Below are 14,062 nucleotides of genomic sequence, written 5' to 3'. Positions count from 1 at the left end.
ACCTCGACACGAAAGCGAACCCTGATCCCATGAACACCGCTCGCAACAACAACAGCAGCAGCAACGACAAGCACAAGGACCAGGCCGCCTTGCCCTGGGCCGCACGCTGCCTCAACGCCGTGGAGCGTCTGGGCAACAAGCTGCCCGATCCGGCCATTCTGTTTGCCTTGCTGATGGTGCTGGTCTGGCTGCTGTCCTGGTGGATGTCGGACATGCAGTTCACAGACATCGACCCGCGCAGCCAGCAGCCCATCGCCATCAAGAACCTGCTCTCGGGTGCGGCCCTGGCCGCGTTTGCTTCGGGCCTGGTCACCAACTTCACCGGCTTCGCACCGCTGGGTGTGGTGCTGGTGGCCATGCTGGGCCTGGGTGTGGCGGAGCACACCGGCTTCATCAACGCCGGCTTGCGGGCCATTCTGGCCGTCACTGCACGCGCCTTGCTGACGCCGGTGCTGATCGCGGTGGGCATCCTCAGCCATGTCGCGGTGGATGCGGGTTATGTGTTGGTCATCCCGCTCGGCGCGGTGATGTTCTATGCCGCAGGGCGCCATCCCTTGGCCGGTATTTCGGCGGCTTTTGCCGGAGTGTCGGGCGGTTTCTCGGCCACCTTCTTCATCCCGTCCAGCCTGGACCCCTTGCTCGCCGGCCTGACCCAGGTGGCGGCCCGTTTGTCGGCCGACCCGGCCGCGGCGGCCATCGTCATCAACCCGCTCAACAACTTCTACTTCACCTCCGCCTCGGCCCTGATGATCGTGCTACTGGGCTGGGCGGTGACCGATCTGCTGATCGAACCGCGCCTGCGCAAGAGCACGGCGGTGGACGGTGACCCGGCCGAGCTGCCCAAGATCGAGCCCCTGAGCGCCAAGGAAAAACGCGGCCTGCTGATGGCCGGCTTGGCCACCCTGGTGGCCGTGGGTCTGTTCGTGGCGGCGGTGCTGCCGGCCGATTCGGCCTGGCGCAGCCCGGCGGGCGAGCTGGCGGCGGCCGCGGCCCCGCTGATGAAGTCCATCGTCGCGCTGATCTTTGTGTTCTTCCTGCTCCCGGGCGTGGTCTACGGCTATGCCTCGGGCAGCATTCAGAGCCATGCCGACATCGTCAAGGGCATGAGCAAGGCCATGAGCGGCATGGGCTATTACATCGTCATGGCCTTTTTCTGCGCGCAGTTCATCTACGCCTTTGGTCAGTCGAACCTGGGTGCCTTGTTGGCCATCAAGGGCGCCAGCTGGCTCAAGGACATGGCCTTCCCCACGGGCATCACCTTGATCGGCATGGTGTTGCTGACCAGCGTGGTCAATCTGCTGATCGGCTCCGCCTCGGCCAAGTGGGCGCTGATCGGCGCCATCATGGTGCCGATGCTGATGCAGTTGGGCATCTCTCCCGACCTGACCCAGGCGGCTTACCGCGTCGGTGACAGCTCCACCAACATCATCACGCCCCTGATGCCTTACTTCCCCTTGATCGTGGTGTTCTGCCAGAAGTATGTGAAGGGCGCCGGCATCGGCACGCTGATGGCCTTGATGCTGCCCTATTCGCTGGCCCTGCTGGTCGGCTGGACGGCCTTCCTGTTGGGCTTCTGGGCCCTGGGCTTCCCCCTGGGTGTTGGCGCCAGCTACGTCTACCCCGTGCCTTGATGAGGCCAAGCCCGGTCCGCGTGGTCTTGGGCCTGTGCCTGAGCTTGGGCCTGGGCCTGGGCCTGGGCCTGGGCCTGGGCCTGGGTTTGGGCCCTGTTTCCGCGGCCACCGCGCCCGATCGATTCGAGCGCATCAGCCCCGCGGACGCTGGCTATGACGCCCAGCGCCTGCAGGCGCTGGCGGCCTTTCTGGCGCAGGCGGGCTCGCAGTCCATGCTCTTGCTGCACCAGGGACGGGTGTTCTTCGAGTGGGGCGATGTGCGCAAGCCCTTGTTGCTGCATTCCATGCGCAAGGCCGTCTTGAATTCTCTGGTCGGGCAATGTGTGGCGCGTGGGCGCTTGCGGCTCGATGCCACGCTGGCCGAGCTGGGTGTTGACGATGTCCCGCCCGCGCTCTCGGCCGAGGAGCGCCGCGCTACCGTGCTGCAGCTGCTGCAGTCGCGCTCAGGCATCTACCACCCGGCCGCAGCCGAGAGCGAGGGCATGCAGGCGGCCAAGCCGCCGCGCGGCAGCCATGCGCCGGGCACGCACTGGCACTACAACAACTGGGATTTCAATGTCGCGGCGGCGGTGCTGGAGCGCGCCTGCGGGTCGGTGTTCGAGGCCTTCGATCGCGACATTGCCAAGCCGCTGGGCATGCTGGATTGGCAGGGGCGCATCGGCCAATGGACCGAAGGCGACGCTGAGCCCGGGCTGGCTTGGTTGGCAAAGCTGGACGGCTTCACGCAGCACGAGCCCTCGCGTTCGCGCTACCCCGCCCAGCACTTCCGCCTGAGTGCCCACGATCTGGCCTTGTACGGCCAGCTCTATCTGCAGGGCGGCGCCTGGCGTGGCCGGCAGCTGCTGCCTCGCGATTGGATTCGGCAAAGCACCCAGCCCGTGTCCCTGGTGCAGCCGCAGTGGGGTCTGGCCTATGGCTGGCTCTGGGATGTGCTGCTGCCGGCCCGGCCCGAGGACCCGCCGGCGTTTTTCCACACCGGCGTGGATGTGCACATGCTGGGGGTCTATCCGCTGCAGCGCCTGGTGATGGTGCACCGGGTTGACACCGAGGCGGGCAGCCGCTTCTCGGCGCGGGATTTGGTGCAGGTGATCCGGCTGATGCATGCGGCGCGCTTGACACCACCGCCGTCCGCAAGCACCTCGGCGCCGGCATCCGCTACGGCGCCCTAGGTCGATCAGGGCAGCTTGAAGGTATTGACCGCGCGGGCCAGCTGATCGGCCTGCTGGCGCATGCCGCTGGAGGCGGCGGCAGTTTCTTCGACCAGGGCGGCGTTTTGCTGCGTCATCTGGTCGAGTTCGTGGATGGCCTTGCCGACCTGGTCGATGCCCTGGGCCTGCTCGCGCGCGCCGCTGGAGATGCCTTGCAGCAGGCTGCCGACCTTGCTGGTGCTCTCGACGATGGCGCGCATGGTGGTGCCGGCCTCGCTGACGATGCGGTTGCCCACCTCGACCCGTTCACCGCTGGCCACGATCAGTTGTTTGATCTCGCGCGCGGCCTCGGCGCTGCGCTGGGCCAGGGCCCGCACCTCGCTGGCCACCACAGCAAAGCCGCGGCCTTGCTCACCGGCCCGGGCGGCTTCGACCGCGGCATTGAGGGCCAGGATATTGGTCTGGAAAGCGATGCTGTCGATCACGCCGATGATTTCGCCGATGCGGCGGCTGGAGTCCTGGATCTCGGACATGGTGGTGACCACCTGCTCGATCACCTGCCCGCCTTGGTCGGCCAGCTTGACGTTCTGCGCGGCGACGCCGGCGGCTTGTGCGGCGCCGTCGGTGGTGTTGCTGACGGTGGAGCTGATCTCCTCCATGGCCGAGGCGGTTTCCTCCAGATTGGCGGCGGCCTGCTCGGTGCGCTGCGACAGGTCCATGCTGCCAGTGGCCACCTCATCGGCCGAGAGCTTGATCACATCGGCCGCTTCGCGCACCTCGCGGACCGTGGCCCGCAGTGATTGCTGCATCTCTGCCAGCGCGCCCATCAGCATGGCGGTTTCGTCGCTGCCCTTGGGGGTGAGGGTGTCGGTCAGATCGCCGCCGGCCATGGCGCGCATGCGCAGAATCAGGGTGCGGATGCCCGAGTTCATGACGCGGTAGAAGCAGTAGAAGAAGTAGAGCCCGGCCAGCAGCAGGGCCAGGGCACTGCTGGCACCATAGACGATGGCATGGAACAAGCGTTGCTGGCGTGCTTCCAGCAGCTGGTCCAATTGTTTGGCAATGGTCTTCTGCATGGCACTCAGTTCAACCAGAACCGCGGTGGCTTCCTGGACGATGTCGCCGGGCTTGCGATCGCTGACCTCGTCCTGCTGCAGCATGGCCTCGTAGCGCGTGACGAAGGCCTGCGCTCCGGCCATCTTTTCTTCCAGCTTGAGCTTGGCCAGGGCGGGGTTGAACTCCATGGCGTGGGCGAGGCCCTCGCTCAGATTGGCGAGCTCCGCCTTGTCGACGGCCAGGCTGGCGGCGGCCGTGGCCAGGCGCTGCGACTTCGGGTCCTGTACATACGAAGCCAGGGCGCCGCGGGTCAGCCCCAGGTTTTCCATCAGCTGGGGCAGGTGGATGGTGGCCGCCATCATCATGTAGTAGCTGTCGCCTTCGGGGTCCAGTGCCAGGCCGCTGGCGTCCACCACATGCTTGACCAGGTCGCCCAGATGGCCGCTGATCTCGACATAGGGCTTGCGCACCTCGGCGGCGCTCAAGCCTTGGCTGCTCTGGCGCGTGACGCTGTCCACGACGGCCATCAAGGGCTTCCAATGTTCATCGCCATGGTCAGCGAAGCCGTCCAGCCGCGGTTTGGTTTCCTTGTGCAGCAGCTCGATGGCCTGCTTGAATTTGTCTTGCAGAGCCGGCAGATCGCTGCGTTCCACCCCATTGGCGCGGTCGACCAAGCCACGGCGCAGCAGCTGGGTCGCCTCCATGGCCGGCAGAATGGCCTGGATCGCAGCCAGGCCCGTGCGCTCGGCCGCGGTGCTCTCCCTGGCGGACTGCCGGTCAGAGATCAGCGCGGCCAGGGTCAGCAACAAGGGCAGTACCAGCAGCAGCAAGATCACCGCGGCCTTGGCCGGGAACATCATCTTGCGGAACCAATTCACGCCGGGGCGGGCCCAGGCGGGGGTGCTGGGGACCGAGTCAGTCTGCGATGAAGTTTGTGGGCGCATGAGCGTGGCTGGATGAGGGGTGGTGGTGGCGAAGCTTGCGGGCGCTCAGGAAACGCAGGGCTCAAAAGCACTGGCGTGAAATGGTATTGCAATGGATTGCAAAAAAGGTCTATCGGCAGGCCGTGCACTGAACTTGAGCGCCGGACCGAGAACTATGGGCGCTCTGGCTTTCGGGGCCTTGCGCTCGATCGCCTTCCTGTTGCTCGGGTGCGACGCGCCCACCGGGTCCTCCATTCGCCGTTGAAGGGCTTGAGACAGATCGACCTTGCCCGACGGCGCCGACATTCGGCCGCGGACGATGCCTCAATTGGCGTGCGCCAGAAGGCCAGAATCAGTTCTGGCTGGCCTCAGCTGGCGGCGCTCTTCGATTGACCAAGGCCACGCCCGCCGCCAGGGCCAGCAAGGCCAGGCCCAGGCGCGGGCTGATGGTTTCGCCCAGCAGCCAGGCGCCGGCCAGCAGGCCGAACAGCGGCGTGGCCAGGGTGAAGCTGGCCAAGCGGGTGGCCGGGTAGTGGCGGATCATCCAGAACCAGAGCAGGTAGCTGGCAAAGCTGACGATCACCGCCTGGAAGAAGAACAGGCCGCTCAGGCGCAGCGTCCATTCGGCCGGCAGCGGCTCGCCGACCCAGAGCGCGGCCAGGCTCAGACCCAGGCCGGAGATGCCCAACTGGTAGAGCAGGGTCTTCTCGGCGCTGGCGCTGGACAGGCGGCTGCCGCGGATGGCCAGGGTGGTGCCGCCCCAGAGCAGGGCCGCCAGCACGCCCAGGCTGTCGCCCAGCCATTGCAGGGGGCGGCTCTCCTCATGGCTGTGGAACCCTTCCGAGAAGGCCCAGGCCACCGCCGCGAAGGCCAGCACCAGGCCGGCGATCTGGCGCGGCGCCAGGCGCTCGCTGGCCGAGATGAAGGGCATGCCCAGGGCTACGACAAAGGGGCTCAGATAGATGAACACCACCATGCGCGAGGCGCTGGTGTACTGCAGGCCGATGAAGATGCAGGCGAACTCCAGCCCGAACAAGGCGCCGGCCAGCAAGCCGCCGCGCAAGCTGCCGTCACGCTGGAACAGGGCAATGCCGCGCCACTTCGCCCACAGCGCCACCAGCACCGTCGCCACCAAGGAGCGCAGCCCGGCCTGCCAGAGCGGCCCCATCTCACTCATCGCCGCCTTCACCGCCACCTGGTTCAGGCCCCACATGACGCAGCAGATCAGCAGCAGGATGATGGCGCGGCGGTCGAGGTGGGTGTGGCGGCTGGGCATGGGGCGAGAAGTGTGAATCGTGAATGGTGAATGGTGAATGGTGAATGGTGAGTGGTGAGTGGTGAGTGGTGAGTGGTGAGTGGTGAGTGGTGAGTGGTGAGTGGTGAGTGGTGAGTGGGCGCCGCCGCCCGCGATTCACGATTCACGATCCGCCATCCACTTGCTCCTCCACCACCCTGCCACCAGCCCGCAGGCAACGCCCGCCACGGCCCCACTGAAATGTGAAAACGGTGCCACGGCGATGTCCCAGCCCGGCATCTGGCGCAGGGCCGGGCCAGTCCAGGCTTGTTCGAGCCAGAGCTTGGTGATCAGGCCGGCGGCGATGGCCAGGCCGATGCGGCGCTCGCGGCCGGGGCGCTGCAGCAGGGCGAGCACAGCCACGGCCACGCCGGCATGCAGCACGCCAGAGAGACCGCCAAAGTGCAGCAGCTCTTCTTGCTGCAGCAGCAGCCCCCATTGCGTCATTGGCCAAGCGGCGAACCAGGCCAGGGCCCAGGGCGTGCCGAGGCGGGCGCTCAGGCCCAGGGCGCCGAGCACGGCGCAGCCAGCCAGATTGGCGGCCAAATGCAGATGACTCCAGTGCACCCAGGCCGCGCTCCAGGCGCGCCAAGGTTCGCTCGCGGCCAAGCCGGGCTGCCAGTCGAGCCTGGCGCTGGGAACAGCGCCGGCCAGCAGGGCGCCGGCCGCCAGCAAGGCGCACAGGCCCCACCAGAGGCGGGCCGCTGCGAACGCCGAGTTCAAGCGGCCTCGAACACGGCGCGCCAAAGCGCCAGCATGGCATCGCGCTGGGCGCGTAAGCCCAGCTCGTCCAGGTGGGCCTCGTCAAACGTGGTGGCTTGCTCGTCGAGGCGGGCGCGGTGCTGGGCGCGGCGCAGCTCGCGGTAGGCGTCGGCGGCAGCGCGGCCCACACCGGCCGGCAGCAGGCCGGCGGCCTCGGCCCGCTGCAGCAGGGCGATGACGCCGAGGTTGGGGATCAGCTCGGGGTGAGCACCCGAATGGGCCAGCACCAGATACTGCAGCGCGAACTCCGCATCCATCATGCCGCCGGCGCTGTGCTTGAGATCGAACCAACCGGCGCGCACCGGCTTGGCCGCGCGCACCTTCTCGCGCATGGCCTTCACTTCCTCACGCAGTGCGGCATGGTCGCGCGGCGCGGTCAGCACATGGCTGCGCACCGCCTCGAAGCGGGCCGCCAGGCTGGCATCGCCGGCGCAGAAGCGGGCGCGGGTGATGGCCTGGTGTTCCCAGGTCCAGGCGGTGTTGCTGCCGCGGCCGGTCTGGTACTTCTCGAACGAGGCCAGGGAGGTGACCAACATGCCGGAGTTGCCATTGGGCCGCAGGGCGGTGTCGATGTCGAAGAGCTCGCCGGCCGCCGTGCGCACGGTCAGCCAGGTGATGAGCTTGCGCACAAAGGCGCCGTAGACCTCGGGCACCAGGTCTTTGTCGGCCTCGTCTTCGTCGTCGAAGAGGAAGACCACGTCCAGGTCGCCGCCATAGCCCAGCTCCTTGCCGCCCAGCTTGCCGTAGGCGATGACGGCGAAACGCGGCTGCGGCCGGTGTGCCTGCTTGAGGCGGGCCCAGGTCCAGTCAATCGTGCATTGCAGCACCGCGTCGGCCAGGGCCGAGAGCTCGTCGGCGGCCTGCTCAACCGTGATCTGGCCTTCAATGTCACGCACCAGGGTGCGGAAGACCTCGGCATGGTGGGCGCGGCGCAAGGTGTCCAGCAGGGCTTCTTCATGGGCCTCGCCGCTGCGCTCCCAGGCTTCGTGGCGGGCCTGTAGATCGCTGAGGAAGCTGGGGCCGTCGAAGCGTTCGCTGAGTAGGCGGTTGTCGGCCAGCTCGTCGATCACGCCCGGGTGTTGCATCAGATAGCGCATGGGCCAGCGCGCCAGGCCCAGCAGGCGCAGCAGCCGGGTCTGCACCGAAGGGCGCTCGACCAGCAGGGCCAAATAGCTTTCGCGCCGCAGCAGCGGCTCCATCCAGTCGACAAAGCGCAGGGCGGCGTCGAGGCTGCAGCCTTCGTCGCGCACCGCCATGGCGGCGCGGCCGACCAGCTTGGCCAGGCGCAGGCGCGAGTCCTCGCGCAGGTTTTGCACCCGCGCCTGGCTGGCCCAGCGGCGCACGGCCACGGCCAGTTCGGGCTGCAGCTTGGCCAGGAACTCCTCGGCATCGACCGGCAAGGCCGGGCCATTGCAGCTGCGGCAGCCCTTGGGGCCGCCAGCCGGGCCGGGGGCCTGGCTGTCGTGCAGCAAGGCATCGAACTCATTGGCGACGGTCTCGCGAACTTCGCACAGGCGTTCGAGCAGCTCGCAACCCTCAGGCCGGCAGACCATGCCCAAGCTGTTGGCGATCCAGAGCAGGTCCGCGTCGGCCGAGGGCAGGCAGTGGGTCTGCTGGTCGTCCAGGAACTGGATGCGGTGCTCGACGCGGCGCAGGAACTCGTAGCACTCGCTGAGCTTCTCGGCCGTGTCCGGCTTCATCAGGCCCAGGCTGGCCAGGCGGCTCAGGGCCTTGACCGTGGAGCGGGTGCGGATCTCGGGGAAATGCCCGCCACGCACCACCTGCAAGAGCTGGACGATGAACTCGATCTCGCGAATGCCGCCGCGCGAAAGCTTCACATCGTTGGCCCGCTCGGGCCGGCCGACGGCGCGGCGCTGGGCCTCGTCGCGGATTTTGCGGTGCAGTTGCCGCAGGCCTTCGAACACGCCGTAATCCAGGTAGCGGCGGTAAACAAAAGGCGTCACCAGCGAACGCAGGGCCAGGGCGCGGCCGTTTTGCACCGATTCCAGCGGCGCCACGACGCGGCTCTTGAGCCAGGCGAAGCGTTCCCACTCGCGCCCTTGCACCAGGAAATACTCCTCCAGCATGGCCATGCTGACGGCGGCCGGGCCCGAGTTGCCATTGGGTCGCAGGGCCAGGTCGACGCGGAAGACCTGGCCGTCGTCTGTCACCTCGCCGATCAGGGCGTAGAGCTTCTTGGCCACGCCGGCAAAGTACTCGTGGGCCGAGACCGGGCGCGGGCCGTCGGTCTGGCCTTCGTCTTCGTAGACGTAAATCAGGTCGATGTCCGAGGAGACATTGAGCTCGCGGGCGCCCAGCTTGCCCATGCCCAGCACCCAAAAGTCGATCACCTCACCCGCCTCGTTGCGCGGAGCGCCGGCCACCAGGTCTTGTTCGGCACGCGCGGCCGTGAGGGCCAGGCAGAGGCTGACCTCGGCCAGGTGGGTCATGGCCTCGGTGATCTCGTGCATGGCCGCGCCGGCTTCGATGTCCAGCACGGCCAGGCGTTCCAGCACCAGGTGTCGCGCCACGCGCAGGGCGCTGGGCAGGCTGCGGCCCTGGGCCTGCAGCGCCTCGACCAGGGCCTGCATGGCCGCGCGCGAGGGAAGTCCGGCCGGCAGCAGGGGCAGTTCCCGCTCATAGCGTCGCCGCACGCGCTGGACAAAGCGGCTGTGCTCGGCAAGAGCGCCAGGGCTGGCCGGAGCAGCGGCAGTGGCCACGCGGTCGGATTGAGGCTCGGTCATGGGCGGATGGGACAGATGGCTGTGCTAGATTCGGCGGGGCTCGGCAGGGCTGCTTTGCGGGCGAGAAGGGCTGAAGTATGCAGAAACTTCAATGCCCGAGAAAAGTCCGAGAAAAGCCCTGGCAATGCAAGCGTCAAAACTTGCCCGTTTGCCGGCCTTTCCGGCCTTGCCAGCCCTGTCTCGCCGGCCCTGTGTCGTCGTTTTCTTCGTCTTTTCCAAGCCCTGCGCCGGTGAGCCGGACCCGATAACCGTTCATGCCCGAGCTCAGCCGAGTCCGTCCTACTGGCCACTTCGGGTGGCGTCGCCCGGCGCGCTGGCTGCTGCGGGCCGCGCGTTGGTCGGCGGGCCTGCTCCTGCTGGCCTGGGGTCTGGTGCTGCTGGCCTGGCTGGCCCTCCATTGGCTGGTGCTGCCTCATATTGACGACTGGCGCCCGCAGCTGGAGCAGCGCGCCTCGGCCGCCCTGGGAGTGCCGCTGCGCATTGGCAGCATCACCGTCACCTCGGGCGGCTGGGTGCCGGCCCTGGAGTTGCGCGATGTGCGCCTGCTCGACCCGCAAGGCCGCGAGGCCTTGCGTCTGCCCAAGGTGGCGGCGGCTTTGTCGGCGCGTTCGGTGCTGGCCCTGCAGCTGCGTTTCGAGCAATTGCTGATCGACGCGCCGCAGCTGGAGATTCGCCGCGACCGCCAGGGCCGCATCTTTGTCGCCGGCCTCAGCATGGACGCCGCCCCCCAGGTGCAGACCGCCGATATGGCCGAGGCCTGGGCCGACTGGCTGCTCAGCCAGCACGAGTTCGTCATCCTCAAGGGCCGCATCCGCTGGGTGGACGAGCGCCGCGCCGCGCCGCCGCTGGAGCTGGCCGACCTGAACCTGGTGCTGCGCAATGGCTTGCGCGAGCACAACTTCCGCCTCGACGCGACGCCGCCTGCCGATTGGGGCCGGCGCTTCAGCTTGCAGGGCCAGTTCCGCCAGCAGCTGCTCAAGCGCCCGTCCGAGCTGCGCAGCTGGACCGGCCAGCTTTATGCCGACCTGCCGCGCGCGGACCTGCACCAACTGCGCCGCCATGTCGACCTGCCCTTTGAGCTCAGCGAGGGCGACGGTGCCTTGCGCGCCTGGCTCGATTACAAAAAGGGCGAGTCCCAGGGCGTGACCGTGGACCTGGCCCTGCGCTCGGTCAAGCTGCGCCTGGAACCCGCGGCCGAACTGCTCGATCTGACCCGCATCGAGGGCCGTTTGCAGCTGCTCGATGAAGCGCAGCTGCTCTCGCTGCAGGCGCGCCAGCTCGGCTTTGTCAGCGGCGACGGCACGGTCTGGCCGCGTTCCGATTGGGGTTTGCGCCTGCGTCTGGCCAAGCCGCAGCTGGCCGCAGCCAGCAGCACCGCGGCCGCCAGTGCCGCGCTGGCAGCGCCCGTGGGCGGCGAGTTGCAGGTGCAGCGCCTGGACATGGCTTTGCTGGCCCAGCTGCTGCAGCGCCTGCCGGTCGGTGAGGCGGCACGCGCCCGCCTGGCCGACCTGGCACCTCAGGGCGTGCTCAGCGATCTGTCGGCGCGCTGGGACGGTCCGCTGGAGGCGCCGCGCAGCTACCAGATCAAGGCGCAGCTGGACGGCCTGCGCATGGCCGCCCGGCCCGCGCCGGACAGCCCCGCGCCCGCGGCTGCGGCCTCGCAGCCCGGGCAGGCCCTGCCCACTGCCCCTTCTGTGGTTCACCCGGGCCGGCCCGGTTTCGACGGCCTCAGCCTGAAGCTGGAAGCCCATGAGCGGGGCGGCAGGGCGACGCTCAAGCTGGCGGAAGGCGGGCGCCTGGACTTCCCCGGCATCTTCCAAGCCCCGCTGCCACCCTTCAAACAGCTGAGCGCGCAGCTCAGCTGGCTGATCGACCCGGCCGCCAAGCCGGGCCGCCGCTTCGAACTGCAGGTCAAGGACCTGGCCCTGGCCAATGCCGACCTGCGCGGCGAGTTCGCCGCCACCTGGCGCGCCGGCAGCGAGGCGCAGTCCCCGGGCTGGCTGGACCTGAGCGGCAAGATCGATCGTGTGGACGCTCGCCGTGTGGTCGCCTACCTGCCCCTGGCCGTCGGCGACCATGCGCTGCACTATGTACGCGACGCCATCCGCGGCGGCGAGGCCAGGGCCATCAACTTCAAGGTTCGCGGCCCGCTGCATGAGTTCCCCTTCGAGAACGAGCGCAGCGGCCAGTTCCGCATCAGCACCCAGGCGCGCGACATTGACCTCGCCTATGTGCCCCCGGCCGAACCCGGCCAGGCGCTGAGCTGGCCGGCGCTCGAGCATGTCAGCGCCGAGCTGGTGTTCGAGCGCGGCGGCATGGCCATCCGTCGCGGCCAGGCCCGTGTGCTGGGCTACGAGCTCAGCGGCATCAGCGGTGGCATCAAGGATCTGTTGCACAAGCAGGTGCTCGAGATCGAGGGCAGCGGCAGCGGCCCGGCACAGGAGCTGCTGCGTTATGTGCGCAGTTCACCGGTCCATGGCTGGACCGGCGGCATGTTGGCCCAGACCACGGCCACCGGCCCGGCCGCGCTCAAGCTGAGCCTGAGCCTGCCTCTGCACGACCTGGCCCACAGCAAGGTGCGCGGTGTCGTGCAGCTCGGGGGCAATGAGCTGCGCATCCGGCCGTCCATTCCGCTGCTGGGCAACGCCCGCGGGCGGGTCGAATTCGACCAGGTCGGTGTCAAGGTGGTCGGCGCCCAGGCCCGCGTGGCTGGCGGTGACGCGGCCATCGAGGGCGGCACTCAGAGTGACGGCAGCCTGCGCTTCAGCGCGCAAGGGGTGGCCACGGCCGAGGCGCTGCGTCGCCTGCCCGAGTTCAATGCGCTGGCGCCGGTTTTGCAGGCGGCCAGCGGCCAGGCGGCCTATCGCCTGCAGCTGGGCATCAGCCATGGTCAGCCCGAGTTCAATCTGAGCAGCAATCTGCAAGGACTGGCGCTCAACCTACCGGCGCCGCTGCGCAAGGACGCCGACAGCATGCTGGCCCTGCGCGTGCAGACCGTGCTGGCGCCCCTGGCCGGCGCAGCCACCCAGTCTGCCCGCGATGAGCTGCGTCTGGAGCTGGGCAATACCGTCTTGGCCCATTACCAGCGCGACCTGACGGTGGAGCCGGCCCGCGTGCTGCGCGGCGCCCTGGCTGTGCAGGACAACCTGCCGCCCTTGCCGGCCAGCGGTGTGCAGCTGAGCGCCAACTTTGACAGCCTCAACCTCGATGCCTGGCGCCAGGCTCTGGATCGCCAAGCCGGCGCCGCCACTGCGGCGGCCGGCGATGCGGTGGCATTGGATTCGCCCTATCTGCCCAATCAGATCGCCATGCGCGCCACCGCGCTGCAGCTGTCCGGTCGCACCTTGAATCGCTTGCTGCTGGGTGCCAGCCGCGTGCCCGGTGCCGATGCCCAGCACTGGCGTTTCAATCTCGATGCCGAGCAGATGAGCGGTCAGATTGAGTTGCGCGGAGGCGCCGGTGGCCTGGTCCATGCGCGCCTGAGCCGCCTTTCCTTGCCGCGCCAAGAGGCCGACTCGGTCAGCCAGTTGCTGGCGGGCAAGAGCTCCGTGGTGGAGCCCGGTCCGGCCAACGCCAGCGTGCCTGATCTCGACATCGTGGTGGACGACTTTGAGCTGCGCGGCAAGCAGCTGGGCCGGCTTGAGGTGCAGGCGCGGGCCAGTGGGCCGCAGCGCGACTGGCATCTCAACAAGCTGCAGCTCAAGTCGGCCGACGCCGTGCTCAATGGCAGCGGCCGCTGGGTCAACAACGAAGCCGGGCGACCGCAGCGCCGCACCGAGCTGGACTGGAAGCTGGAGCTGCTGGACGCCGGCAGCTTGCTCGAGCGCATGGGCCAGGGTCGGGTCTTGCGTGGCGGCCGCGGTGAGTTGACCGGCCAGATCGGCTGGGCCGGCTCGCCCCTGTCGCCCGATTACGCCAGCATGAGTGGCCAGCTCCATGTGGCCTTGCAGTCGGGCCAGTTCCTGACGGTGGAGCCGGGGGTTGGCCGCCTGCTCGGCGTGCTCAGCTTGCAGTCCTTGCCGCGGCGTTTCCTGTTTGACTTCCGTGATGTCTTTGCCGAAGGATTCACCTTCGATGGCATCCAGGGCGACGTCAAGATCGAGCAGGGCGTGGCCAGCAGCAGCAATCTGCGCACCCAGGGCGTGCAGGCTTCGGTGCTGCTTGAAGGCCGGGCCGACCTGGCCGCGGAAACCCAGAACCTGCGTGTGCTGGTGGTGCCCGACCTGAACGCCGGCGGCGCCTCCTTGGCTTATGCAGCGATCAACCCGGCCATCGGCCTGGGCACCTTCCTCGCCCAGCTGCTGCTGAGCCGGCCCTTGGCCGCAGCCAGCACGCGCGAGTTCCACATCACCGGCACCTGGGTGGAGCCCAAGGTGGAGAAGGTCGAGCACAAGCCCGATGAAGCCGCCGTCCCGGCCAGCGGCGGAGCGCGCCAGCCGTGAGCTTCTGTGATCGGCTCAGAGCGCTTGTTTGCGAAGAAGTTTCAGCACGCAGAGCTCGCTGA

The 14,062-nt window shown here is 68.3% G+C and carries 7 protein-coding genes; 3 read left to right on the top strand and 4 right to left on the bottom strand.

What is annotated here, in order from left to right; genetic code table 11:
- The first annotated feature begins 29 nt into the window (after positions 1–29).
- Both LNV28_RS03610 and LNV28_RS03605 read left to right on the top strand, forming a co-directional pair.
- The gene (locus tag LNV28_RS03610) at positions 30–1,631 is read left to right on the top strand and encodes an AbgT family transporter (protein WP_263516457.1); all 1,602 of its coding nucleotides are present in this window, start codon (positions 30–32) and stop codon (positions 1,629–1,631) included.
- Positions 1,631–2,800 (top strand): serine hydrolase domain-containing protein, encoded by a 1,170-nt coding sequence (locus LNV28_RS03605; protein WP_263516458.1) that lies wholly within the window; start codon positions 1,631–1,633, stop codon positions 2,798–2,800. The genes LNV28_RS03610 and LNV28_RS03605 overlap by 1 nt, the downstream gene beginning before the upstream one ends.
- Positions 2,801–2,805: 5 nt before the next feature.
- Here LNV28_RS03605 and LNV28_RS03600 read toward each other — a convergent pair whose 3' ends face one another.
- The 4 genes from LNV28_RS03600 to glnE all read right to left on the bottom strand — a co-directional run bounded on the left by LNV28_RS03600 (position 2,806) and on the right by glnE (position 9,558).
- Positions 2,806–4,713 carry a methyl-accepting chemotaxis protein gene (locus tag LNV28_RS03600; protein ID WP_263516459.1) on the bottom strand — a complete coding sequence of 636 codons (1,908 nt, stop codon included), beginning with the start codon at positions 4,711–4,713 and terminating at the stop codon, positions 2,806–2,808.
- Between the two features lie 397 nt (positions 4,714–5,110).
- Positions 5,111–6,034, bottom strand: coding sequence for a DMT family transporter (locus tag LNV28_RS03595; protein WP_263516460.1), 924 nt, complete (start codon positions 6,032–6,034; stop codon positions 5,111–5,113).
- Between the two features lie 135 nt (positions 6,035–6,169).
- Complete coding sequence (gene rrtA / locus LNV28_RS03590) at positions 6,170–6,775, bottom strand: rhombosortase (RefSeq protein ID WP_263516461.1); 606 nt, start codon at positions 6,773–6,775, stop codon at positions 6,170–6,172.
- Entirely contained in the window at positions 6,772–9,558 is a 2,787-nt protein-coding gene (gene glnE, locus LNV28_RS03585) for a bifunctional [glutamate--ammonia ligase]-adenylyl-L-tyrosine phosphorylase/[glutamate--ammonia-ligase] adenylyltransferase (protein ID WP_263516462.1), read from the bottom strand. Before glnE ends, rrtA begins: the two co-directional genes overlap by 4 nt.
- Positions 9,559–9,812: 254 nt before the next feature.
- Between glnE and LNV28_RS03580 the strand changes: the two genes are divergently transcribed.
- Complete coding sequence (locus LNV28_RS03580) at positions 9,813–14,000, top strand: YhdP family protein (protein ID WP_263516463.1); 4,188 nt, start codon at positions 9,813–9,815, stop codon at positions 13,998–14,000.
- The last annotated feature ends 62 nt before the right edge of the window (positions 14,001–14,062 follow it).

This window comes from Paucibacter sp. DJ2R-2 (genome assembly GCF_025717675.1).
GTDB lineage: Bacteria > Pseudomonadota > Gammaproteobacteria > Burkholderiales > Burkholderiaceae_C > Paucibacter_A.
The sequence above is the reverse complement of the archived record's forward strand: the minus strand, read 5'-3'. Positions and strand labels throughout refer to the sequence as shown.

Bases quoted from the DNA above. Each gene is read 5' to 3' on its own strand.
- glnE (WP_263516462.1), bottom strand. From the start codon at position 9,558: ATGACCGAGCCTCAATCCGACCGCGTGGCCACTGCCGCTGCTCCGGCC.
- LNV28_RS03610 (WP_263516457.1), top strand. From the start codon at position 30: ATGAACACCGCTCGCAACAACAACAGCAGCAGCAACGACAAGCACAAG.
- LNV28_RS03605 (WP_263516458.1), top strand. From the start codon at position 1,631: ATGAGGCCAAGCCCGGTCCGCGTGGTCTTGGGCCTGTGCCTGAGCTTG.
- LNV28_RS03595 (WP_263516460.1), bottom strand. From the start codon at position 6,034: ATGCCCAGCCGCCACACCCACCTCGACCGCCGCGCCATCATCCTGCTG.
- LNV28_RS03580 (WP_263516463.1), top strand. From the start codon at position 9,813: ATGCCCGAGCTCAGCCGAGTCCGTCCTACTGGCCACTTCGGGTGGCGT.